We start from the raw sequence: 21,565 nt of genomic DNA, 5'->3' as shown, positions 1-21,565 counted from the left end.
CCGGACTTTGAGTGACTTAGCCGGCGACAGAAGTACGAACCGGCGAGGTGGTGGATGCCGCTTCGACATAGTTGGCCAACTGGTACGACCAAAGCGGCTTCACCACCACCTTCAGCTACGACGCGCTGGGGCGGCGCCTCTCCAAAAGCTCGGGTGAGACCACGGCGCTGTTCGGCTGGGACGGATACGTGCTCACACTTGAGAGCACGCAGGGCAGGTCGGTGATCGAGAAGGGCGGCGAGCGCTACATCCACGAGGCGGCCTCGTTCGCGCCGCTGGTGCAGGTGCGCCGGGCGACCGCGGTGGCGCGGAGCGAGACGACGGACGCGAGGCGCTGATGGAGGCCAACGGCGGCGTCTACGACATCATGGAAAAAATGATTGATTTCGCATTGATTGAATGTTCCAGGATTGACTGGAGCAAGTACGAAGTGATCCAAGGGCGAGCGGATTCAGTCCCCCTCGCCTTGGAGGCTTTGTTGACTTCCCCAATAAAAGAGGCAGAAAAATATTATTGGAGAATTGAAAATCATGTTGTCGTTCAAGGGCGGCTGTTTAGCGCTGCCGAACCGACGCTTCAGGTGCTCATTGCCTCGCTTTTGAATGCTCGCCCTAGGCATACTAAAATTGACGTGCTTGAACTTATATTTCAGATTGTTGTTGGTGCTGCTGCAGAGTCTGCAAATGAGGAATATAAGAAAATGCAGCAGCGAGTTCAATTTCGCGCTCTGGAAGGATTGTGGGTTTTTTATGCCGAATTGAACGGAGAGCATGCCAAAGCTGTGGGTGAGGTGTTGGATGTGCTCGATCCGTCACGTTTGAAATTTTTTCTTGATGCCAGTAAATGATTAATTTTTATTTTTTAGCGTAGAGGCTCTAAATGGATGAGGCTAAAGAGGTTTGGGTTTTTAATGGGTCTAGGGCGAAATTTCCTTCTGCGATTTTTATGGCCAAGGAGAATGCCCTGGAGTGGATAGAAAAATATAGATTAACTGGAATTTTGACCAAATATCCCGTGGGTGTTTCAGTTTATGAGTGGTCAATTCAAAGCGGAAATTTCCAAGTGAGGTTGGAAAGAGATTCGACGCCGGACTTCATCGGGAACTTTTCTAGTGCGGCGCAAGAGCACATGCATTTCGAAAACGGGACCACGGCGAGCGCGGCAACATGATCGAGCGCGAGCGGTTGGCGAACCGTCTTCGCAGGGGATGGCCTCCCCATGACGGGGGTGACTGGCCACAGCGGCATCACCGTCGCCTTCAACTGCGACGCGCCGGGCACCGGCCATGCGACGCTCAGGGGGAGCCTCGAAACTGTTTGATTGAAGGTCTCCATGAGGCCGACTCGTCTTTTCGCTGGTGTGAGCACATCAACCTCTTTTTCATCTTCGGGTTTCCGATAACTAAATCGCCTTGATTTAGTCGCCCCGCTGCCCGATAGTCCCCTTGCGCCCGGACGCCCACCTGCAAGGCCAGCGATCCGGATCCAAAACCGCAGGGCGCATCACCCAGCGCCCGCCCAAGGAGACAAACCATGCCCAGCAGCAGCCCCCGCACCATCCTGGCCGTCGCGGCCCTGTCCCTCGCCGCAGCAACCGCATCGTCCACCGCCTTCGCCGCAGACCAACCCATCATCGGCCTCGTCACCAAGACCGAAACCAACCCCTTCTTCGTCAAGATGAAGGAAGGCGCGCAGGAAGAAGCCAAGAAGCAGGGTGCCAAGCTGCTCTCCGGCGCGGGCAAGGCCGACGGCGACAACGCGGGTCAGATCACCGCGATGGAAAACATGATCGCGGCCGGCGCCAAGACCATCCTCATCACGCCGAGCGATGCCAAGGCCATCGTGCCGGCGATCAAGAAGGCGCGCGACAAGGGCGTGATGGTGATCGCGCTCGACAGCCCGGCCGATCCGCCGGATGCGACCGACGCGCTCTTCGCCACCAACAACTACACGGCCGGCGTGCTGATCGGCGAATACGCCAAGGCCGCGATGGCCGGCAAGCCCGCAAAGATCATCGCGCTCGACCTGCTGCCGGGCCACCCGGTGGGCGCGCAGCGCCACAACGGCTTCATGAAGGGCTTCGGGCTGCCGGCCAACGAGGCGAAGTCGAACGAGCTGTCGAAGGCGCCCGAGATCGTCTGCATGGCGGACAGCTATGGCGACCAGGCCAAGGCGCAGACGGCGATGGAAAACTGCCTGCAGAAGGCGCCTGACGTGAACCTGGTCTACACGATCAACGAGCCCGCCGCGGCCGGTGCCTACAACGCGCTGAAGCGCGCGGGCAAGGAGAAGGGCGTGCTGATCGTCTCGGTCGACGGCGGCTGCCAGGGCATCAAGGACACCAACGCCGGCATCATTGCCGCGACCTCGCAGCAGTACCCGCTGAAGATGGCCGCGATGGGCGTGGCCGCGGGCGTCGAATTCGCCAAGACGGGCAAGAAGGCCTCGGGCTATGTCGACACGGGCGTGACGCTGATCGCGGGCAAGAGTGTGGCGGGCGTCGACAGCAAGGACACCAAGACTGGCGCCGAGCTGTGCTGGGGCAAGAAGTAAATAGCTGACAGCCCCCAGGGAGTATCTCGATGGCGAAATCTGCGACGCACCACATTCCGTGGGGCGCCTTGGGGCCGTGGCTGGCCCTTCTTGGCGCGTGCATCTTTTTTGCAACCCAGTCCGACCGTTTTCTCACGGGCGGCAATCTTTCGCTGATCCTGCAGCAGGTGATGGTGGTCGGCGTGATCGCCATCGGCCAGACGCTGGTGATCCTCACGGCGGGCATCGACCTGTCGTGCGGCATGGTGATGGCGCTGGGCAGCATCATCATGAGCAAGTTCGCCACCGAACTCGGGCTGCCCGTGCCGGTGGCCATTCTGTGCGGCATCGGCGTGACGACGCTGTTCGGCCTGCTCAACGGGCTGCTGGTCACGCGCATCAAGCTGCCGCCTTTCATCGTGACGCTGGGCACGCTGAACATCGCCTTCGCGATCACGCAGCTGTACTCGTCGTCGCAGACCATCACCGACCTGCCCGGCGGCCTCACGGGCCTGGGCACCACCTTCACCATCGGCAATGCCGAGGTGGCGTGGGGTTCGGTGCTGATGGTGGTGCTCTATGCGCTCACGTGGTTCGTGCTGCGCGAGACGGCGGCGGGCCGGCACATCTATGCGGTGGGCAACAACGCGGAGGCCACGCGGCTGGTCGGCATTCCGACGCAGCGTGTGTTGCTGGGCGTGTACGTGGCGGCGGGCGTGCTGTACGGTATCGCCTCGCTGCTGTCCGTGGCGCGCACCGGCGTGGGCGACCCGAACGCGGGGCAGACCGAGAACCTCGACGCCATCACGGCGGTGGTGCTCGGCGGCACCAGCCTGTTCGGCGGGCGCGGCATCGTGCTGGGTTCGCTGATTGGCGTGCTCATCGTCGGCGTGTTCCGCAACGGGCTCACGCTGATGGGCGTGTCGTCGATCTACCAGGTGCTGGTGACGGGCGTGCTTGTGATTCTCGCGGTGGCCGCGGACCAGCTCTCGCGCCGGGGAGCCCGCTGATGAACACCGTCACCAACCCCAAGATCGTCATGCAGGCCAAGGGCCTGGTGAAGCGCTATGGCCAGGTCACGGCGCTCGACGGCGTCGACTTCGAACTGCGTGAAGGAGAAATCCTCGCGGTGATCGGCGACAACGGCGCGGGCAAGTCGTCGCTCATCAAGGCGCTGTCGGGCGCGGTGGTGCCCGACGAAGGCCAGATCCTGCTCGACGGCCAGCCGGTGCACTTTCGCAATCCGCTGGATGCGCGCCGCGCCGGCATCGAAACGGTTTATCAAGACCTGGCCGTGGCCCCGGCCATGACCATCTACGAGAACCTGTTCCTCGGCCGCGAGCTGCGTCGCCCCGGCTTCCTGGGCAGCGTGCTGCGCATGCTCGACAAGAAGCAGATGCTGCTCGAAAGCACGGCCCGCATGGCGGACCTGAAGGTCGGCATCCAGTCGATGACGCAGGCGGTCGAAACGCTCTCAGGCGGCCAGCGCCAGTGCGTGGCGGTGGCGCGCAGCGCGGCCTTCGCGCGGCATGTGGTCATCATGGACGAGCCCACCGCCGCGCTGGGCGTGAAGGAGGGCAACATGGTGCTGGAGCTGATCCGCCGCGTGCGCGACCGCGGCCTGCCCGTGGTGCTCATCAGCCACAACATGCCGCACGTGTTCGAGGTGGCCGATCGCATCCACGTGGCGCGTCTCGGCAAGCGCGCGGCGGTGCTCGACCCGAAGAAGATCAGCATGAGCGACACGGTCGCCGTGATGACCGGCGCCATGACGGCCGACCAGTTGCCCGCGGAGGCGCATGCCTGATGCGGACACTTCTGCGCGCACGCCCGACCTGTTGCGGCCCCGTGGCTCCAACCAGGTCGGCATGCGCCAGTTCAACGAACGCACGGTGCTGCAGGCATTGCGCGTTCACACCAGCCTGCCAAAGGCCGACCTCGCTCGGCTGACCGGGCTCAGCGCGCAGACCATCGGGCTCATCACCGCGCGGCTGGAAGAAGACGGACTCATCGTCAAGCAAAGCCGCGTGCGCGGGCGCATCGGGCAGCCTTCGGTGCCGCTGGCGCTGAACCCGGACGGCGCCTTTGCCATCGGCATCAAGGTGGGCCGGCGCGGCGCCGAATGGCTGCTGATCGACTTCACCACGCAGGTGCGCGAGCGCCATGCCATCAGCTACGACTTTCCCGACGTGGACGAGCTGCTGCCCGCCATCGCGCAGCACATCCACCGGCTGCGCGACGGGCTGGGGCCGCTGGCGGCGCGCAACGTTGGGGCCGGGCTGGCCGCACCGTTCCAGCTCGGCGGCTGGCACCGCACGCTGGGCCTGTCGAAAGCGCAGTCCGACCTGTGGAACCAGATGGACCTGGCCGCCGAGGTGCGCGCGCGCACCGACGTGCCGGTGAGCTTCGCGCGCGACACGGTGGCCGCCTGCGTGGCCGAGCTGGTGGGTGGGCGAGGGCACGACCTCAAGAGCTTCCTGTACATCTTCGTCGACACCTTCGTGGGGGGCGGGCTGGTCATCAACTCGCACCTGCACACCGGTGCGCACGGCAATGCGGGCGCGCTCGCTTCATTGCCGATGCAGCCACCGGGCAGTCGCGGTGCGTTGCCGCCTCAACTGGTTGCGCAAGCGTCGCTCTGGGAGCTGGAGCAGCGCCTGATCGGCGAAGGCCTCGACGCCATGGCCGCGTATGACGACCGCGCCTTGCAGCCTCCCTATGCCGCGACGACGCAAGCGTGGCTGGAAAGCGCATCGCAGGCGCTGGCGCATGCCATCGTGAGCGGCACCGCCATGCTCGACCTGCCGGATGTGGTGGTGGACGGCTCGATGTCGCGCCCGCTACTGCAGGCGCTGCTCGACCAGACCCGCGCCGCGCTGGACCGCTGCAACTGGGAAGGCCTGTGGCAGCCGCGGCTGCATGGCGGCAAGGCGGGGGCGCAGGCTTGTGCGCTGGGCGGCGCGATGCTGCCGCTGCACGCGAACTTTGCGCCGGACCACGATGTGTTTTTGAAGGCGGCCTAACCTGCTTTACGCGAGCGCGCGAGGCTCAATGCCTCGGCGATCAGCGGCTTCACCGTCTCGAAGGTCTTCGCACTCGGATTGATCACGCTGACCCAGTACATCTTCGCATACACCGGGTGCGGCATCAGCGTGTCGAGCGCGGCGTGGTCGGCGGTAGCGGGCACTTCGCCGAACAGTGCGCGAAAGGTCTCTTTGCCCACGCCTATGTTCAGGCGAAACACGCCCGGGCGGTTCAGCTGCGAGGCGCTGTCGAAGTCGTTGTCCTTCGTCACGATCGTGGCGAAAGGAAACTTGTTGTCCCCGTCGTGAAAGAAGAAGGTGTTGTCGTCGGCGATCTGAAAGTGGCCGCCGGCCAGCATGTCGATGATGTGTTGGGTGATGGCGTCTTCGGTCATGAGCGCGATCTTGCCTGCGTTCATCAGGAGGGCCAGCGCCGCAGTCCCAGTTCGTCCGCCAGCCGGCGGTAGGCCTTGATCTGCGCCTGCACGTAGTCGTCTAACGCTGCGCCGGTGAGCGCGAAGGGGTACAGGCCGTGCTGCTCGCGCAACGCGGCGTAGCCGGGCGCGGCACTCGCTTCGCCGAAGGCCGCGACCCATGCGCGTACCGCGGCTTCAGGCACGTCAGCGCTCAGGTACAGGCCGCGCACGGTCGGCCACACCAGGTCGATGCCTTGCTCGCGCGCGGTCGGCACGCCGGTGAGCGCGCCGCCCAGCCGCTTGTCGGACAGCACGGCCAGCAGGCGCACCGCCGCGCCGCCCGCAATGGCCTGCAGGGCTTCGGCTGCATCGCCGGGGAACACGTCGACATGCTTGCCCTGCATCGCACCCAGCGCGTCCCCGCCGCCCTCGAACGACACGAAGCGCATGGCCTTGTGATCGCGCCCCGCCGCGCGCACCAGCAGCGCGGCCTTTACCCAGTCCTGGCTGCCCACAGTGCCGCCCGCGCCGAAGGCGATGCGCGACGGGTCTTGCCGCAGCGCGGCGACCAGGTCTTGCAAGCGCTTGTAGGGCGAGTCGCGATGCACCGCGATCACGCCGTAGTCGGTGCCCAGCGTGGCGATCCAGCGTACAGCCGAGGGCGAATGCGGACCGAAGCGGCCTTGCGCGAGGTTGAGCAGCGAGCCGCTGGAAAACGCCACCAGCGTGCCCGGGCCGCCGAGCTTGCCTGTGGCAACGCGGTCGAAGGCTACGGCGCCAATGCCGCCCGGCAGGTAGCGCTGGGTGAGCGGTGGGCGCGCGGGTCGCACGGCCTGAAGCGCGTCGCGCGCCAGTGCGCAGGTCAATGCGAAGCCGCCGCCGGCCTTGGCGGGGATCACGCAGTCGGCAGCGTTTTCGGAGGGATCGTTCGCGGCGGCCATCGCGCGCACGCTGAAAGGCATCAGCAACGCGCACAACGCGCGAAGTGCATGGCGGCGGGTGGGCGGCGTGGACATGGAAATGGGCCCGTCAGGTGGCGGCCGGGCGAGGCCACCAGATGATCGCATGCAGCCCCGGGCCGGCCTCGCGCGCCTCAAGTCGCAGTTCGCCCCGGTGCCGCTGCGCAATGGAGCGCGCAATGGCCAGCCCGAGCCCGAAGCCGCCCTTGCCGGCGCGCGCGCCGCGCCGGAAGCGCTGGCCCAACGCGGCGCGCTCTTCGTCGTTGAGACCGGGCCCGTTGTCCTCGACGTTGAGGCTCCAGCCCGCTGCGTCGCCCGCGGCAAAGAGCGTGATCGTGCCTTCGGCCGGCGTGTAGGTGATCGCGTTGCTCACCAGGTTGCCCAGCGCCTCGCGCATCAGCCCCCGGTCTGCCACGGCAAGGAACTCCGGCGTGGGCGAATGAATGCCCAGGTCGATGCGCTTGGCGCGTGCCAGCGGCAGCAGGTCGACCGCCACTTCGCGCAGCAGCGCCGCAAGGTCGAACTCGGCGGGCTCCACCGACACCGTGTCGCTGCGGCCCAGCGCCAGCAGCTGCTGCGCGCTGCGCGTCGCGCGGCCGATCTCGGTGCCCAGCGCGTCGAGCGCCACCTGTACTTGCGCCGGGTCTTGTTCGCGCCGTGCGTAGTCGGCCTGCATCTGCAGCGTGGTGAGGTGGGTGCGCAGCTGGTGCGAGGCGTCGTCCAGAAACTGGCGCTGCTGCGTCACGAGGTCTTGCGTGCGCGACATCTGCTGGTTGACTGCGGTCACCAGCGGGCGCACCTCGGCAGGCAGGTCGGTCTCGGCGATGCGCGTGAGGTCGTCGGGCGTGCGCGAGCCCACCTCGCGCGCCAGTCGCGAGAGCGGCCGCAGCGCCGCCGCGAGTGCCAGGGCGGTGCCGCACAGCAGCATCGCCAGCACTAGCCCGTCGCGCAACGCCGCGCTGCGCACAAAGCGCGCGCTGAACTCCTGCCGCGAGCGCGTGCTTTCCCCCACCTGGATCAGCACGCTGCGCCCGGTGCTGCCGGCCGGCGCGCGGTCGAGATCGCGGCGGTAGGCCGCGAGCCGTACTGCTTCGCCGAAGTAGGTGGCGTCGTAGAAGGCCGGCACGCCCATCGCCAGTTCGGTGGGCGGCGCGGGTAGGTCGGCGCTGCCGAGCTCCACCAGCCCGTCAGACGTGGACACGCGAAAGAAGACCTGGCCGCTCGCCGTCAGCTCGAAGAACTCGAACATCGTGTACGGCAGCTCGACCGACAGGCCGCCCGATGCGGTCGAGATGTTGGCGTCGATGGACTTGAGCGCACCCAGCAGCGAGCGGTCGTAGGCCGCGTTGGCCGCGGCCAGCGCGTCGTGCCGCGTCATCCACAGTTCCAGGCCGGTCACGACCAGCAGGGCGGGGAAGAGCAGCAGCGCGAGCCGCTGCCAGAGGCTGGCGCGGCGCAGGCGTTCACGCAGGCCGCTCACTCAGTCTGCTTCCAGTACATAGCCGAGCCCGCGCAGCGTGACGATGCGAACCCCGGTGCCGTCGAGTCGCTTGCGCAGCCGGTAGACGAAGACTTCGACCGCCTCCGGGTGCACCTCTTCGTCGTCGGAGAACACGCGTTCGAGGATCTGCTGCTTCGACAGCGGTTCGCCACTGCGCTGCACCAGCACGCGCAGCACCGCCAGTTCGCGCGGCGAGAGCGCCAGCGCCTCGCCGTTCAGCGTGAAGTGCCGGCGCGCGCCGTCGTACACCAGCGGGCCGCAGGCCAGCCGCGGATGCTCTACGCCACGCGCGCGCCGCACCAGCGCGTGCAGGCGCGCTTCGAGCTCGGCCAGCGCGAAGGGCTTGGCGAGGAAGTCGTCGGCGCCCGCGTTGAGCGAAGCCACGCGCTCGTTCAGCGAGTCGCGCGCCGTGAGGATCAGCGCCGGCAAGCGCTGGTCACGCTCGCGCAGCCGTTGCAGCACCGTGTGCCCGTCGAGCCCGGGCAGGCCCAGGTCGAGCACCAGCGCATCGTGGTCGCGCTGCTGCAGCGCCCGGTCGGCCAGGCGCCCGTCGTCCACCCATTCGACCTGGATGCCCGCATGCTCCAGCGCCTTGCAGAGCCAGGTGCCCAGGGTGTGTTCGTCTTCCGCCAGCAGGATGCGCATGGCGCCGATGCTAGGGCCTGCCGGGATCAATCAGGCTTGATGTTTGCCCTTGCGATGACCTTTTGCCAGCGGGTTTGCTCGGCAGCGATGAACTGCGCGAACTGCTCGGGCGTGCCGCCAATGGCTTCGGCCGCATCGGCCGTCAGGCGCTGCATGGAGTCGGGCGACTTCACCGCCTTCATCGTCTCGGCCGAGAGCTTGGCCAGGTTGGCGGGCGTGATGTTGGCGGGCGCGAGCATGCCGTACCACTGAGTCATTTCGAAGCCCGGGAAGCCTTGCTCGGCCACGGTCGGCACGTCGGGCAGCTGGGGCAGGCGCTTGGCCGATCCGGTCGCGATGCAGCGCACCTTGCCCGCCTTGATGAACGGAATGATCGCCGCCGCGCCGATGGCCGATGCGTCGAGCCGGCCCGAGAGCAGGTCGGTCACCATCGGGCCGGTGCCGCGGTAGGGCACGTGCAGCATGAACACGTCGGCCGTCATCTTCAGGTACTCGAAGGCCAGGTGGCCCGCGCTACCATTGCCCGCCGAACCGTAGCTGAGCTTGCCCGGCTTCGACTTGGCGTACGCGATGAACTCCTTGAGGTTCTTCGCCGGCACGTCGGGGTGCACCACGTAGAGGCTGGGCACCTTGGCCAGCAGGCTCACGGGCTTGAAGTCCTTGTTCGCGTCGTAGGGCAGCTTGGCGAAGATGTACGGGTTGACCGCCAGCGTGCCGATGTGGCCGAGGATGATCGTGTGCTGGTCGGTGCTGCGCGCCACTTCGCTCATCGCGATGTTGCCGGCCGCACCGGGCTTGTTGTCGACGAAAACGCTCTGGCCCAGCGTGCGCGAGAGTTCGGCGGCGGTCGAGCGCGCGACGATTTCGGAGCTACCGCCCGGCGCGAAGGGCACGACGAAGCGGATCGACTTGCTGGGCCAGGTGTCCTGGGCGGAGGCCAGCGAAGGCAGCAGGCCGCCGAGGGTGAGGGCGCCGCCGGCTTGCAGCCAGTGGCGGCGGCTCAGGCTGTGGGCGTCGTCAGGGGAAAAGAGATCGGACATGGTGCTTGTGTCTCCAGCGCTTTTGGATTGAAAGCGCGCATCCTGCCCGGTCGATGCTGTCGGAAAGCTGTCAGTTGCGGTTCGTCCAGTAATCCCGACCGAATTCGCCCGCGAGCCGGGCAATCAAGGTTTCCACGCGCGCCAGCACGATTTCGACCTGCGCGCGCACTGGAGCGTATGCGAAGCGCAGGTTGTGGAAGGTCTTGCCTTCGTCGGGGTCGTCATCGCGCAGGTACAGCGTGCCGTCGTGCAGCCGCAGGTCGAGGAACCAGCCCTGCTCGTAATCGGAGAAGACTTCGCCGGGTGTGCCTCTGGTCAGCGATTCGATGAAGGCTCGGCCCTCGCTGAAGCGGTCGTGCCATGGGAAGCTCAGGAGGAAGCGGCCGGGCGCATGGACTACCGGCCTGTTCCAGAAGTAGGGGCCTTCGGCCGGGTCCTTGCCGTGGCGCGCGGCCTTGGCCAGCAGGTCGCGGTAGTGACTGCCGAGCTCGTCCTCGTGGCCGACGCAGTCGGCCGACAGCACGAAGCCTTGTGCCGCGCCCGGAATTGCCGGCTGGTACAGCGGTTCGCACAGGTTCGCCCATTGTTCAGGCGAGATGCGCGACGACGGGCCGTAGTAGAACGAGTGCTCGACGATGAATGCAATGTCGATGTGCACGTCTTCCAGGGGCTCCGACTGCGCCGCCCAGTCGGGCAATGTCGTCTGGCTCGAAGAACCCGAGGCGTTTACGGTCATGGCGCTTCTCAGATCAGATTGCGCATCGCCTGCGCCGTCTCGCGCAGCACCGGCAGCACTCGCGCAACAGCGTCTTCCGAGCTCTCGTGCCCCATCGGCATCGTGATGTTCAGCGCCCCCACCAGCGTGCCGTGCCGGTCGCGCAGCGGCACCGCGATGCCGCGAGAGTTCAGGTCGAGCTGCTGCTCGGAAAGTGCCCAGCCCTGCGCCCGGATGCGCGCGAGCTCGAGCTTCATGCGCTCCATGCTCGCGATGGTGTGCGAAGTGAAAACCGTCAGCTGCCGTGTCGTCAGCCATTCATTCAGCTCGGCGTCGCTGCGCAGCGCCAGCATCAGCATGCCCGAGGCCGTGACCTGCGCCGGCACGCGCGCGCCGAGCACGTAGCCGGTGCTCATGCTGCGGTTGGGGCCGTTGCGCGCGATGTAGACCACCTCGTCGCCGTCCATCACGCTGAGGTAGGCGATCTCGTTGGTGCCCGCCGCCACCCGCTGCAGAAAGGGCTGCACCACACGCGGCAGCCGGGCCGATTCCAGGTACGACTGGCCTAGGCGCAGCACGCGCGGCGTGAGCCAGAACAGCTTGCCGTCGCTCGCCACATAGCCCATGTGCTGCAAGGTCAACAGATAGCGCCGCGCGGCGGTGCGGGTCATGTTCGTGCGCTGGCCGGCCTGGCTGGCAGTCAGGCGCGGGTTGGCGTCGTCGAAGGCCTCGATGATGCTCACGCCACGCTCCAGGCCGGCGATCCAGTCGCGCTTGTCCAGGCCGGGCGGCGGCGCCGGGTCGTCCTTGCTGTCCTTGCTCATGGGCGGAAGTGTGCCTGCGTGGATGGGTTCGGAGTTTGCATTTGATGACAGTGAAAACCCTTGAATTGAACGATCAGTGATTTTTTGAGTTCGATAATCGCACGATTATTGGTGCCAATGGCTGCGTGATTCAGGCGAAGCGACTATAAAGCTCGGCATCCGCCCTCGAAAAGAGCGATTGACGAACGGAAGCACGCACATGAGCCATTCCATCCGCGGCAGCACCCAGGCTTACCTGATCCCCGGCGACCCGGTTCGCAATGTGCGGCTGCCCCGCATGTTCAACGCCGCCTTCGAGCGCTTCGGCATCGACGCTGTGCTGCTCCCCATGCAGGTGCCGGTGCGCGACTTCGCGGTGTTCTTCAAATCGGCCTTTCTCGCGCGCAACGTGCGCGGCATGGTGATCGCGCCGCCGCACAAGCCGCTGGTGGTCGACCTGCTCGACGGCTGCGGCCTCTTCGGCCGCGTGGCCGGTTCGGTCAACGTGGTGCGCCGCACCGAGGGCGACCAGCTCGAAGGCGACCTGTTCGATGGCGAAGGCCTGATCGGCGCGCTCGACCACTACAACATTCCCTTCCGCGGCAAGCGCGTGCTGATCCTCGGCGCGGGCGTGAGTGCGGCGGCCATCGGCGTTGCGCTGGCCGAAGGCGGCACGGTGAACGGCGCGGAGTACATCGCGTTCTACGACAGCGCCGCAGGCAAGGCGGCCGGTGTGGCGGCCAAGCTCAACGCCTTCTTCGATGCGACTGTGGTCTCGGCCGACAGCAACGCGCCCGAGGGCTACGACCTCGTCATCAACGCCACGCAGCTGGGGCTGGTCGAAGGCGATGCGTTGCCCCTCGACGTGTCGCGCATGGACGGCCATGCGGCACTGTTCGACATTCTTCTGCGCAACCAGCCCACGCCGCTGGTGCAGGCAGCGCGAGCGCGCGGACTCAACGCACAGGCGGGCTTCGAGATGCTCATCCAGCAGATGCCGCACTACTTCCGCTACTTCGGCCATCTCGACGCGGCCGCCGCGATGCAAGCCGACGCCGACTTCCTGCGCGAAATCATCTATCCGCCGGCAATGCACGCCGAAATTGCGCAGCCCTTGCGCTACCACTCGCCCAGCGTCGCCTGAGCCCCGATTTTTCAAAGAAACAACCGACATGATTTCCGGCAAGACCACGCTCATCGCCCACATCGGCTATCCCACCGAGGCCTTCAAGGCCCCGATGATCTACAACCCCTGGTTCGACAAGCACGGCATCGACGCTGTGGTGGTTCCGATGGGCGTGAAGCCCGAGGACTACGCGGCCTCGCTGCCGCAGATCTTCAGGTTCAGCAACCTGCGCGGCGCGCTCGTGACCATGCCGCACAAGGTGACGACGATGTCGCTGGTCGACGAGGTGACGCCCACGGCGCGCGTTGCGGGCGCCTGCAACGCCATCCTCAAGCGGCCCGACGGCACGCTGTTGGGCGACCAGTTCGACGGCGCGGGCTTCGTGCGTGGCGTGGAGCGCAAGGGGCGCCTGTTCAAGGGCACGCGCGTGCTGGTGTCGGGCACGGGTGGCGTTGGCTCGGCCATTGCCGCATCGATTGCCGCCGCCGGAGCCGCCGAGCTGATGCTGTTCGACATGAGCGAGGCCTCGGCCGGCGCATTGGCCGCACGGCTGCGCGAGCACTATCCGCAAATGAAGGTGGCAACGGGGTCGAAAGACCCGGCCGGCTACGACGTGGTCGTCAACGCCACGCCGCTCGGCATGAAGGAGGGCGACCCGCTGCCCTTCGACGTGGACCGCATCGAGCCCGGCACTTTCGTCGGCGAGGTGGTCATGAAGACCGAATACACGCCGCTGCTGCAGGCCGCCAAGGCCAAGGGCTGCCAGGTGCAGGTCGGCACCGACATGCTGTTCGAGATGATCCCGGCCTACCTGGAGTTCTTCGGATTCGGCACTGCCTCCCCGGAGGAATTGCGTGCCGTGGCTCAATTGAAATACTGAAAGGCCAGGTCATCGCATGAGTATTTTTGAAGGTTTCCTCTCCACGTCCGAAACGCTCGGCGCTTTCAGCGACCGCGCCTTCGTCGACGCCATGCTGCGCTTCGAAGCGGCACTCGCGCGCGCACAGGTTGCCGAAGGACTGATCCCCGAGAGCGCTGCGCATTCGATCGTCAGCAGCTGCAAGGTCGAGCTGTTCGATGTTGCCAAGATCGTGCGCGAGAGCGGCCGCGCGGGCAGCGTCGCGATTCCGCTGGTGAAGGCGCTGCGCGAAGCCGTCGGCCTCTTCAATGCCGACGCCGCGCCCTTCGTGCACTTCGGCAGCACCAGCCAGGACGTGATCGACAGCGCAATGGCGCTGGTCACGCGCGAAGCGGTCGCGCTCATCGAGACCGATCTTGCCAAGGCCGCCGACGCGCTGCTGCGCCTGGCCGTCACGCACGCCGAAACGCCGATGCTCGCGCGCACGCTGATGCAGCCGGCCTCGGTCACCAGCTTCGGCTTCAAGTGCGCGGGCTGGGCCGCGCCGCTGGTGCGCAGCCGCATCCGGCTGCGCGATGCCGCGAAGCACGCACTGCAATTGCAGCTGGGCGGCGCCGTCGGCACGCTGGCGCAGATGAAGGGGCAGGGCGCTGCCGTGCGCAAGCGCATGGCCAAGGAGCTTGGCCTGGGCGACCCCGGCGCAACGTGGCACACGCAGCGCGACGAATGGGTGGCGCTCGGCTGCGAGCTGGGCCTTATCACCGGCAGCCTCGGAAAGATCGCGGTCGACATCGCGCTTCTCGGGCAGTACGAAGTGGCCGAAGTCGCGGAGCCCAGCGAGCCGGGCCGCGGTGGTTCGTCGGCAATGCCGCACAAGCGCAACCCGGTGGCTTCGATGGTCGCCATCGCCGCCGCGCACCGTGCGCCGCAGCGCGTGGCCGCATTGCTTGGCGCCATGCCGCAACAGCACGAACGTGCCCTCGGCGCCTGGCAGGCCGAACTGGCCGAATGGCCGCAGCTGCTGATGTCGGCGCACGGCAGCGTGCGCGCAATGGCAGGCGCATTGCCCGGCCTGCAGGTCGACGCCGCGCGCATGCGCGCCAACATCGACCGGCTGCGCGCCGAACTCCCTCGCGACGCGGCCGACGAATGGTTCGACCCCGCGCTCGCTCACAACGCCGGACAGACAGCCCTCGCCGAGGTGAAGGCGCTGCAGGCCCGGCTCACAGACAAGGAACTTGCCCAATGACCGCCCCCGAAACCCCGGCCAACGACTACGAAGCCGGCCTCGTCAACCGCCGCCGCGTGCTCGGCGATGCCTGGGTCGACAAGTCGCTCGCCAACCGCAACGGCTTCAACGCCGAGTTCCAGGAACTCATCACACGCCACGCGTGGAACGACATCTGGGGCCGCCCCGCACTGGGCGACAAGACGCGCCGCTACATGGTGCTGTCGATGATGCTGGGCATCCACGCGTATGAAGAGTTCGCGATGCACGTGCGTGCCGCGCTCGACGGCCCGCCCGAGTCGCGCCTCACGCCGGACGACATCAAGGAAGTGATCATGATGGCCGCCATCTACTGCGGCGTGCCGGTGGCCAACCACGCCTTCGGCATCGCGACCGGCATCCTGCGCGAAAAAGGCCTGCTGCCTGCGTTGCCCCAGTGACCGCGCCGGTCGCCCGCAAGAAGGGCCGGTTCGACGTCACTTTCACCTTGCTGCTGCCGCTGCTGCTGGCGGCGCAGCCGGTGGCCACCGACAGTTATTTGCCCGCGCTTCCCGCCATTGCGAAGGAGCTCGGTTCGGCCAGCACCAGCCTCACGCTGTTCGTGCTGGCCTTCGGCTTTGCGCAGTTGCTGTGCGGCCCGCTGGCCGATCGCTTCGGTCGCAGGCCGGTGCTGCTGGCGGGGCTCGGCTGCTATGCCATTGCCGCGCTGGGCGGCGCGTTCGCAGGCAGCGTGGCGCTGCTCGCGGGCTGGCGCACGCTGCAGGGCTTTTCGATGGCGGCGATTCTCGTGTGCTCGCGCGCGGCGGTGCGCGACCTGTATCCCGCGCACGAAGGCCCGCACGTCATGGCGCGCGGCCTCACCGGGCTGGGCGTGGTCGGCCTGATGGCGCCGCTGCTCGGCGCGTGGCTGGTGCAGGGCGCGGGCTGGCGCTGGGTGATGGTCGCGATGGCGGTCTATGCCTCGCTGCTGTTCGCGCTGTGCTGGCGCTCGTTCGGCGAAACGCGCAAGCCGATGCTGGGCGAGGGTGAGTCGTCCGCGCCGCGCGGCAGCACGCGCGCGGTGTTCGCGAGCCGGTCTTTCCGCGCCTGGGCCTCGGTGGCAGCGACGACCTACGGCGGGCTGTTCTGCTTTCTGCTGCTGTCGCCGATGGTCTACATCGGCTATCTGGGCTGGTCGCCCGCGTGGTACGGCTGGATCCCGGCCGGCGGCTCGCTGGTCTACATCTTCAGCACCACCATGTGCCGCACGCTGTTGCGGCGCTACGGGCCGGTGCGCACCGTGCGGCTCGGTGCTTCATTGAGCCTGACCGGCGCCGTCATCCAGGCGCTCGGCTGCTGGCTGATGCCGCTGAGCGCCGTGCCGCTGCTGTTCGGCCACGCCGTGTACTGCCTCGGCCATGGCATCCACCAGCCCTGCGGGCAGGCGGGCGCGGTGGGCGACCTGCCGCATCTGGCGGGCCGGGCCGTGTCCTGGTCGGGCTTCGGCATGATGATGGTCGCGTTCTGCGTGGGGCAGCTGGCAGCGCGATTTGTCGATGCCGATTTTTCCAATGGCGCCTGGCCGATGGTCGTGCCGATGCTGCTGGCCGGCTGCGTGCTGATGGCCATCGCGTTCCTCTGGCTGCCGCGTCTTCAACACCCGAAAAAGGAAACCACACCATGACCCGTTTGAATGTCGTTCGCGAGGGCGAAGGCCCGATCGTCGTGCTCAGCCATGCGCTCGGTTGCGACCTGAGCATGTGGGACGGCGTGGCCGCGCAGCTCTCGCGCGCCCACACGGTGCTGCGCTACGACCACCGCAACCACGGCGCGTCGGAGGTGGTGCCCGGCGCGCTGCGCGTCGAGACGCTGGCACAGGACGTGGCCGAACTCATCCAGCGCGAGGCGGACGGCGAGCCCGTGCATTTCGTCGGCCTGTCGATGGGCGGCATGACCGCGCAGGCGCTGGCGGTGCGGCACCCCGAGCTGCTGAAGACAATGGTGATCGCCAATTCGGCCGCTCACTACCCCGACCAGGCCCCCTGGCGTGCACGCGCCGAGACGGTGGCTGCCAAGGGTGTGGCCGCCATCGCCCCGGGTGCCGTGGCGCGCTGGCTCACGCCAGCCTACGTGGGCACGCCCGAAGGCGCAGTCGCCGCGAAGACGCTGCATGACGTGCTGGTGCGCACCGATGCGCAGGGCTACATCGAGAGCTGCAATGCCGTCGCGGCCATCGATTTCCGCGAGAGCAACCATCGCATTGCAGTGCCCACGCTGGTGATCGGCGGGCTGCAGGACGAGGCCACGCCAATGGCCATGTCGCAGGCCATGGTGGGTGCCATTCCAGGCGCGCGCCTGGCCACCATCGACGCTGCGCACCTGAGCGCGGTCGAACGGCCGGTGGAGTTCACACAGCTGCTGATCGATTTCTGGCGCAGCCTTTGAGGGCTATTGGCCGGGCAGCCGGCCTAGGTGTATCCCGTATTTCGTGCGAATAATGCACGTATGTGATCGATGATCGATCAAAAGCTCGCTGAATAGATTGTGGCGGGGCCCGGGTGTTCCTAAAGTCCACCCCCATGCATCGCTCCATTGCTACCGTCTCGCTCAGCGGCACGCTCCGCCAGAAGCTCGAAGCCGTCGCCGCCGCCGGTTTCGACGGCATCGAGCTGTTCGAGGCCGACTTCATCAACTTCAAGGGCACGGCCACCGAATTGCGCCGCATCACGGCGGATCTGGGCCTGACCATCGACCTGTACCAGCCGTTCCGCGATTTCGAAGGCATGCCCGAGCCGCAGTTTCGTCGCAGCCTGGAGCGCGCCGAGCGCAAGTTCGACCTGATGGAGGCCATGGGTGCGCCGATGGTGCTGTGCTGCTCCAACACTTCGCCGCTGTCGGTGAACGATCGGGCTCTGGCCGCCGCGCAACTGCACGAACTGGCCGAGCGCGCTGCGCGCCGCAACCTGCGCGTGGGCTTCGAGGCACTCGCCTGGGGCCGCCACACCTCGCTGTACGGCCAGGCCTGGGAGATCGTGAAGCAGGCGAACCACGCGCACCTGGGCCTGATCCTCGACAGCTTCCACACGCTGTCGCTGAAGGACGATCCGGCCGGCATCGCCAGCATTCCGGGCGACAAGATCTTCTTTCTGCAGATGGCCGACGCGCCGCTGCTGTCGATGGACGTGCTGCAGTGGGCGCGCCACCATCGTTCGTTTCCGGGGCAGGGCGATTTCGACGTGGTCGGCTTCTTCGAACAGGTGCTGCGCGCGGGCTACACCGGGCCGCTGTCGCTGGAGATCTTCAACGACATCTTTCGCGAGACGCCGAACCGCCGTACCGCGGTGGATGCGATGCGCTCGCTGCTGTACCTCGAAAGCGAAGCGCGGCAGCGGCTGGACGACGTCGAGCCCGTGCAGTTGTTCAACCCGCCGCCGGTACCGGCGCTCTCCGGCCTGTCGTTCATCGAGTTTGCGGCCGACGAGGCATCTGCAGCAACGCTGTCCACGCTGGTGAAGCAACTCGGCTTCCGCCGCATCGGCAAGCACCGCTCGAAGGCCGTGACGCTGTACCGCCAGGGCGAGATCAACCTGATCGTCAACGCGCAGCCCGATTCGTTTGCGCGCGGCCGCTTCGAGGCGCACGGCACCTCGGTGTGCGCGCTGGGTGTGCGCTGCGACGATCCCATCGCGGCCGTGGGCCGAGCCACCGCCATGCGTTCGCAGCGGCACGACAGCCCGGTCGGCCCCAACGAACTGCGCGTGCCGGCCATCGTTGCGCCGGGCGGCAACCTGATTCATTTCGTGCCCGAAGCGCTGGGCGCCAACGGCTTGTACGAAGCCGACTTCATTCTCGAAGACGACGGTGCCGGCGCGAACGACGCAGGCCTGCAGCGCATCGACCACGTGGCTCTTGGCCTGGCGCTAGACCAGCTCGACACCTGGGTGCTGTTCACGCGCGCCGTGCTCGGCCTGGAGCCCGGCGAGAGTCTGGAGCTGGCCGACCCCTTCGGCCTGATCCGCAGCCGCGGCGTTGCCAACAGCGACCGCAGCCTGCGCCTGGTGCTCAACGTGTCGCTGAGCCAGCGCACCCGCACCGCGCGCACGCTGAGCGTGACGGGCGGTGGCGCGGTGCATCACATTGCGCTGAGCTGTGCCGACATCTTCGAGACGGCCGCCAAGCTGCGCGCCAACGGCACGCGCTTCGTGCCCATCTCCGACAACTACTACGACGACCTGGCCACGCGCATCGACGTCGCGCCCGAACTGCTGGCGCGCATGCGCGAAGCGGGCGTGCTGTTCGACCGTTCGCCAGCCGGCGACTACCTGCACATTTATACCGAGAGTTTCGAGGGCGGACTGTTTTTCGAGGTCGCACAGCGCGTGGGCAACTACGACGCCTACGGTGCCCTCAACGCACCGGCGCGCATGGCTTCGCAGGCGCAGGATTGATTTGATTTCTTGATCTGATTTTTTCGTCAACACTGGAGACAACACATGGCAACCAACACAGCCCATGAGCCGCAAGGCAGGCACCAGTCGAAGAAGGCCGCCGCAAGCGGCTGGATCGGCTCGGCGCTGGAGTACTACGACTTCTTCATCTACGCCACCGCGGCGGCGCTGATCTTTCCGCAGATCTTCTTCCCGAAGGGCGACCCGACGACGGCCATCGTCGCCTCGCTCGCGACCTACGGCGTGGGTTATGTCGCGCGTCCCATCGGCGCCTTCGTGCTCGGCCACTGGGGCGACACGCACGGGCGCAAGCAGGTGCTGGTGCTTTGCATGTTCCTGATGGGCTTTTCGACCGTGGCCGTCGGCCTGCTGCCTACCTATGACCAGGTCGGCCTGCTGGCTCCGGTGCTGCTGGTTCTGCTGCGCCTCATCCAGGGCTTTGCAGTGGCCGGCGAGATCTCGGGCGCGAGCTCGATGATTCTCGAGCACGCACCGTTCGGGCGTCGCGGCTTCTTCGCGAGCTTCACGCTGCAGGGTGTGCAGGCCGGCCAGATTCTGGCGGCTGCCGTGTTCCTGCCGCTGGCGCACTACATGCCCGAGGAGGCCTTCAACTCGTGGGGCTGGCGCATTCCCTTCCTGCTGAGCTTCCTGGTCATCGTGGCGGGCTACATCATCCGCCGCGAGGTCGACGAGACGCCGGCTTTTGCTGAAGTGGACAAGAAGGGCGAAGTGGCCAAGGCACCGATCATCCAGGCCTTCACCGACAGCTGGGCCGACATGCTGCGCGTGGTCTGCATGGCGCTGATGAACGTCATCCCGGTGGTGGCCACAGTGTTTGGCGCGGCCTATGCCGTGCAGGCGGCCTACGGCATCGGATTCCAGAAAGACGTGTACCTGTGGATTCCGGTGCTCGGCAACATCCTGGCCGTGATCGTGATCCCGTTCGTGGGCAACCTCTCGGACCGCATCGGCCGCCGCCCGCCGATCATCGTCGGTGCGCTGCTCTCGGGGCTGCTGTCCTTCGTGTACCTGTATGCCATCAGCATCCGCAACGTGCAGCTGGCCATCGTCATGTCGCTGCTGATGTGGGGCATCGTGTACCAGGGCTACAACGCGACCTTCCCGAGCTTCTATCCGGAGTTGTTCCGCACCCGCAACCGCGTCTCGGCCATGGCCATCTCGCAGAACATCGGCACCACCTTCACCGCACTGCTGCCCGCTCTGTTCGCCGCCGTGGCGCCTCCCGGCTCGACCAACGTGTGGTTCACCGTGGGTGCCATCACCTTCGCGGTGACGGTGCTGGCGGCCCTGGCCGCACTGAGTGCACGGGAAACCTACCGCATCCGGATGAACGACCTCGGCAAGCCCGATGCGGTGCCGGTCGACAAGCAGGAGTACGACCGCATGCGCGAGAAGACGCTGCAGGACGCGCGCCTGGCCAAGGCCGCGGCCTGAAAACCTTTCGTGCACCAAGGGTTGTGGCGCCGTGAAGAATGGCGCCATGACTACCTCTACCTCTTCCCACCTCAAGATCGACTTCGTCTCCGATGTGTCCTGTCCCTGGTGCGCCATCGGCCTGAGTTCGCTCGAGGCGGCGCTCAGGAAGGTGGCCCCCGAGGTCACCGCGGAGCTGCACTTCCAGCCCTTCGAGCTGAACCCGCAGATGCCGCCCGAAGGCCAGGACACCTTCGAGCACCTGAACCAGAAGTACGGCTCCACGCGCGAGCAGCAAGCAGAGGCGCGCGAAATGATCCGCCAGCGCGGCGCGGCAGTGGGCTTCGAGTTCAGCCCCGGAGGCCGTCCGCGTGTCTACAACACCTTCAACGCACACCGCCTGCTGCACTGGGCCGAGCTGGAAAGCCCGGCCAAGCAGGCGGCGCTGAAGAAGCTGCTGCTGAAGGCCTACTTCACCGATAGCCAGAACCCCTCGGACTCTGAAGTGCTGGTGCGCGCGGCGACCGAAGCCGGGCTCGACGCAGCCCGTGCCCGCGAGATCCTGAACAGCGACGAGTTCGCACAGGAAACCCGCGAACGCGAGCGCATGTACACCGACGCCGGCATCCACTCGGTGCCCGCGATCATCATCAACGACCAGCACCTCATTTCGGGTGGCCAGCCCGTCGAGGTGTTCGAGCGCGCCCTGCGGCAGATTGCCGGTGCTGCGCCGTCCAGCCTGTCTGTAGCCTGACTTAGCTGGCGCTTAGGCGCTGCCTTTGCGCGGCGTTACGAGGGTAAAGAGCGTCAACGCGGAGCGGGTCCCGATGGTTGAGGATGCGTCCTCGATTCGCCATC

At 66.7% G+C, this 21,565-nt stretch carries 23 protein-coding genes; 16 read left to right on the top strand and 7 right to left on the bottom strand.

Going from position 1 to position 21,565, the window contains the following annotated elements; translation table 11 throughout:
• The first annotated feature begins 71 nt into the window (after nucleotides 1-71).
• The 7 genes from BLV60_RS04380 to BLV60_RS04350 all read left to right on the top strand — a co-directional run bounded on the left by BLV60_RS04380 (nucleotide 72) and on the right by BLV60_RS04350 (nucleotide 5,554).
• Nucleotides 72-338 (top strand): hypothetical protein, encoded by a 267-nt coding sequence (locus tag BLV60_RS04380; RefSeq protein WP_093050573.1) that lies wholly within the window; start codon nucleotides 72-74, stop codon nucleotides 336-338.
• The gene (locus BLV60_RS33930; protein ID WP_143042545.1) at nucleotides 338-847 is read left to right on the top strand and encodes a hypothetical protein; all 510 of its coding nucleotides are present in this window, start codon (nucleotides 338-340) and stop codon (nucleotides 845-847) included. The genes BLV60_RS04380 and BLV60_RS33930 overlap by 1 nt, the downstream gene beginning before the upstream one ends.
• A gap of 32 nt (nucleotides 848-879) precedes the next feature.
• Entirely contained in the window at nucleotides 880-1,170 is a 291-nt protein-coding gene (locus BLV60_RS04370; RefSeq protein ID WP_093050567.1) for a DUF7710 domain-containing protein, read from the top strand.
• Nucleotides 1,171-1,532: 362 nt separating this feature from the next.
• Nucleotides 1,533-2,552 carry a sugar ABC transporter substrate-binding protein gene (locus BLV60_RS04365; protein WP_093050565.1) on the top strand — a complete coding sequence of 340 codons (1,020 nt, stop codon included), beginning with the start codon at nucleotides 1,533-1,535 and terminating at the stop codon, nucleotides 2,550-2,552.
• Between the two features lie 29 nt (nucleotides 2,553-2,581).
• Nucleotides 2,582-3,541, top strand: coding sequence for an ABC transporter permease (locus tag BLV60_RS04360; protein WP_093050562.1), 960 nt, complete (start codon nucleotides 2,582-2,584; stop codon nucleotides 3,539-3,541).
• A complete protein-coding gene (locus BLV60_RS04355; RefSeq protein ID WP_093050559.1) occupies nucleotides 3,541-4,338 on the top strand; it encodes an ATP-binding cassette domain-containing protein in 798 nt (265 codons plus the stop codon). Before BLV60_RS04360 ends, BLV60_RS04355 begins: the two co-directional genes overlap by 1 nt.
• Nucleotides 4,331-5,554, top strand: coding sequence for an ROK family transcriptional regulator (locus tag BLV60_RS04350; RefSeq protein ID WP_093050556.1), 1,224 nt, complete (start codon nucleotides 4,331-4,333; stop codon nucleotides 5,552-5,554). The genes BLV60_RS04355 and BLV60_RS04350 overlap by 8 nt, the downstream gene beginning before the upstream one ends.
• On the opposite strand, the gene BLV60_RS04345 is transcribed toward BLV60_RS04350, so the two are convergent.
• The 7 genes from BLV60_RS04345 to BLV60_RS04315 all read right to left on the bottom strand — a co-directional run bounded on the left by BLV60_RS04345 (nucleotide 5,551) and on the right by BLV60_RS04315 (nucleotide 11,654).
• Entirely contained in the window at nucleotides 5,551-5,973 is a 423-nt protein-coding gene (locus BLV60_RS04345) for a DUF6194 family protein (protein ID WP_256328850.1), read from the bottom strand. The genes BLV60_RS04350 and BLV60_RS04345 overlap by 4 nt on opposite strands.
• Nucleotides 5,973-6,986 carry a Bug family tripartite tricarboxylate transporter substrate binding protein gene (locus BLV60_RS04340; RefSeq protein WP_093050553.1) on the bottom strand — a complete coding sequence of 338 codons (1,014 nt, stop codon included), beginning with the start codon at nucleotides 6,984-6,986 and terminating at the stop codon, nucleotides 5,973-5,975. The genes BLV60_RS04345 and BLV60_RS04340 overlap by 1 nt, the downstream gene beginning before the upstream one ends.
• Before the next feature lie 13 nt (nucleotides 6,987-6,999).
• The gene (locus BLV60_RS04335; protein ID WP_371127347.1) at nucleotides 7,000-8,409 is read right to left on the bottom strand and encodes a sensor histidine kinase; all 1,410 of its coding nucleotides are present in this window, start codon (nucleotides 8,407-8,409) and stop codon (nucleotides 7,000-7,002) included.
• Complete coding sequence (locus BLV60_RS04330; RefSeq protein WP_093050550.1) at nucleotides 8,410-9,075, bottom strand: response regulator; 666 nt, start codon at nucleotides 9,073-9,075, stop codon at nucleotides 8,410-8,412.
• A 26-nt stretch (nucleotides 9,076-9,101) separates the two neighbouring features.
• Nucleotides 9,102-10,115 (bottom strand): Bug family tripartite tricarboxylate transporter substrate binding protein, encoded by a 1,014-nt coding sequence (locus tag BLV60_RS04325; RefSeq protein WP_093050548.1) that lies wholly within the window; start codon nucleotides 10,113-10,115, stop codon nucleotides 9,102-9,104.
• A 70-nt stretch (nucleotides 10,116-10,185) separates the two neighbouring features.
• The gene (locus BLV60_RS04320) at nucleotides 10,186-10,851 is read right to left on the bottom strand and encodes a hypothetical protein (protein WP_143042544.1); all 666 of its coding nucleotides are present in this window, start codon (nucleotides 10,849-10,851) and stop codon (nucleotides 10,186-10,188) included.
• 8 nt (nucleotides 10,852-10,859) lie between these two features.
• Nucleotides 10,860-11,654, bottom strand: a complete 795-nt coding sequence (locus BLV60_RS04315; RefSeq protein WP_093050543.1) for an IclR family transcriptional regulator domain-containing protein — start codon at nucleotides 11,652-11,654, stop codon at nucleotides 10,860-10,862.
• A gap of 199 nt (nucleotides 11,655-11,853) precedes the next feature.
• Here BLV60_RS04315 and BLV60_RS04310 point away from each other — a divergent pair, with 199 nt between their 5' ends.
• The 9 genes from BLV60_RS04310 to BLV60_RS04270 all read left to right on the top strand — a co-directional run bounded on the left by BLV60_RS04310 (nucleotide 11,854) and on the right by BLV60_RS04270 (nucleotide 21,461).
• Entirely contained in the window at nucleotides 11,854-12,777 is a 924-nt protein-coding gene (locus tag BLV60_RS04310; RefSeq protein ID WP_093051775.1) for a shikimate dehydrogenase family protein, read from the top strand.
• Between the two features lie 28 nt (nucleotides 12,778-12,805).
• Complete coding sequence (locus BLV60_RS04305) at nucleotides 12,806-13,639, top strand: shikimate dehydrogenase family protein (protein ID WP_093050540.1); 834 nt, start codon at nucleotides 12,806-12,808, stop codon at nucleotides 13,637-13,639.
• A 16-nt stretch (nucleotides 13,640-13,655) separates the two neighbouring features.
• A complete protein-coding gene (gene pcaB, locus BLV60_RS04300; protein ID WP_093050537.1) occupies nucleotides 13,656-14,867 on the top strand; it encodes a 3-carboxy-cis,cis-muconate cycloisomerase in 1,212 nt (403 codons plus the stop codon).
• A complete protein-coding gene (locus BLV60_RS04295; RefSeq protein ID WP_093050534.1) occupies nucleotides 14,864-15,286 on the top strand; it encodes a carboxymuconolactone decarboxylase family protein in 423 nt (140 codons plus the stop codon). The genes pcaB and BLV60_RS04295 overlap by 4 nt, the downstream gene beginning before the upstream one ends.
• Nucleotides 15,283-16,509, top strand: a complete 1,227-nt coding sequence (locus tag BLV60_RS04290; protein WP_093050531.1) for a multidrug effflux MFS transporter — start codon at nucleotides 15,283-15,285, stop codon at nucleotides 16,507-16,509. Before BLV60_RS04295 ends, BLV60_RS04290 begins: the two co-directional genes overlap by 4 nt.
• Complete coding sequence (locus BLV60_RS04285; RefSeq protein WP_093050528.1) at nucleotides 16,506-17,270, top strand: alpha/beta fold hydrolase; 765 nt, start codon at nucleotides 16,506-16,508, stop codon at nucleotides 17,268-17,270. The genes BLV60_RS04290 and BLV60_RS04285 overlap by 4 nt, the downstream gene beginning before the upstream one ends.
• Before the next feature lie 134 nt (nucleotides 17,271-17,404).
• Nucleotides 17,405-19,273, top strand: coding sequence for a bifunctional sugar phosphate isomerase/epimerase/4-hydroxyphenylpyruvate dioxygenase family protein (locus tag BLV60_RS04280; RefSeq protein ID WP_093050525.1), 1,869 nt, complete (start codon nucleotides 17,405-17,407; stop codon nucleotides 19,271-19,273).
• Nucleotides 19,274-19,318: 45 nt separating this feature from the next.
• The gene (locus BLV60_RS04275; RefSeq protein WP_093050522.1) at nucleotides 19,319-20,728 is read left to right on the top strand and encodes an MFS transporter; all 1,410 of its coding nucleotides are present in this window, start codon (nucleotides 19,319-19,321) and stop codon (nucleotides 20,726-20,728) included.
• 46 nt (nucleotides 20,729-20,774) lie between these two features.
• Nucleotides 20,775-21,461 (top strand): DsbA family oxidoreductase, encoded by a 687-nt coding sequence (locus tag BLV60_RS04270; RefSeq protein ID WP_093051772.1) that lies wholly within the window; start codon nucleotides 20,775-20,777, stop codon nucleotides 21,459-21,461.
• Nucleotides 21,462-21,565: the final 104 nt, after the last annotated feature.

The sequence above is a fragment of the Variovorax sp. YR634 genome, from assembly GCF_900106655.1.
Classification (GTDB): domain Bacteria; phylum Pseudomonadota; class Gammaproteobacteria; order Burkholderiales; family Burkholderiaceae_C; genus Variovorax.
This window is presented reverse-complemented; position numbering and strand designations above follow the sequence as displayed.

Coding starts and splice junctions, on each gene's coding strand:
- BLV60_RS04280 (WP_093050525.1), top strand. CDS start 17,405: ATGCATCGCTCCATTGCTACCGTCTCGCTCAGCGGCACGCTCCGCCAG.
- BLV60_RS04355 (WP_093050559.1), top strand. CDS start 3,541: ATGAACACCGTCACCAACCCCAAGATCGTCATGCAGGCCAAGGGCCTG.
- BLV60_RS04365 (WP_093050565.1), top strand. CDS start 1,533: ATGCCCAGCAGCAGCCCCCGCACCATCCTGGCCGTCGCGGCCCTGTCC.
- BLV60_RS04315 (WP_093050543.1), bottom strand. CDS start 11,654: ATGAGCAAGGACAGCAAGGACGACCCGGCGCCGCCGCCCGGCCTGGAC.
- BLV60_RS04330 (WP_093050550.1), bottom strand. CDS start 9,075: ATGCGCATCCTGCTGGCGGAAGACGAACACACCCTGGGCACCTGGCTC.
- BLV60_RS04370 (WP_093050567.1), top strand. CDS start 880: ATGGATGAGGCTAAAGAGGTTTGGGTTTTTAATGGGTCTAGGGCGAAA.
- BLV60_RS04270 (WP_093051772.1), top strand. CDS start 20,775: ATGACTACCTCTACCTCTTCCCACCTCAAGATCGACTTCGTCTCCGAT.
- BLV60_RS04350 (WP_093050556.1), top strand. CDS start 4,331: ATGCCTGATGCGGACACTTCTGCGCGCACGCCCGACCTGTTGCGGCCC.
- BLV60_RS04325 (WP_093050548.1), bottom strand. CDS start 10,115: ATGTCCGATCTCTTTTCCCCTGACGACGCCCACAGCCTGAGCCGCCGC.
- BLV60_RS04310 (WP_093051775.1), top strand. CDS start 11,854: ATGAGCCATTCCATCCGCGGCAGCACCCAGGCTTACCTGATCCCCGGC.
- BLV60_RS04345 (WP_256328850.1), bottom strand. CDS start 5,973: ATGAACGCAGGCAAGATCGCGCTCATGACCGAAGACGCCATCACCCAA.
- BLV60_RS04285 (WP_093050528.1), top strand. CDS start 16,506: ATGACCCGTTTGAATGTCGTTCGCGAGGGCGAAGGCCCGATCGTCGTG.
- BLV60_RS04340 (WP_093050553.1), bottom strand. CDS start 6,986: ATGTCCACGCCGCCCACCCGCCGCCATGCACTTCGCGCGTTGTGCGCG.
- BLV60_RS04305 (WP_093050540.1), top strand. CDS start 12,806: ATGATTTCCGGCAAGACCACGCTCATCGCCCACATCGGCTATCCCACC.
- BLV60_RS04320 (WP_143042544.1), bottom strand. CDS start 10,851: ATGACCGTAAACGCCTCGGGTTCTTCGAGCCAGACGACATTGCCCGAC.
- pcaB (WP_093050537.1), top strand. CDS start 13,656: ATGAGTATTTTTGAAGGTTTCCTCTCCACGTCCGAAACGCTCGGCGCT.
- BLV60_RS04295 (WP_093050534.1), top strand. CDS start 14,864: ATGACCGCCCCCGAAACCCCGGCCAACGACTACGAAGCCGGCCTCGTC.
- BLV60_RS33930 (WP_143042545.1), top strand. CDS start 338: ATGGAGGCCAACGGCGGCGTCTACGACATCATGGAAAAAATGATTGAT.
- BLV60_RS04275 (WP_093050522.1), top strand. CDS start 19,319: ATGGCAACCAACACAGCCCATGAGCCGCAAGGCAGGCACCAGTCGAAG.
- BLV60_RS04360 (WP_093050562.1), top strand. CDS start 2,582: ATGGCGAAATCTGCGACGCACCACATTCCGTGGGGCGCCTTGGGGCCG.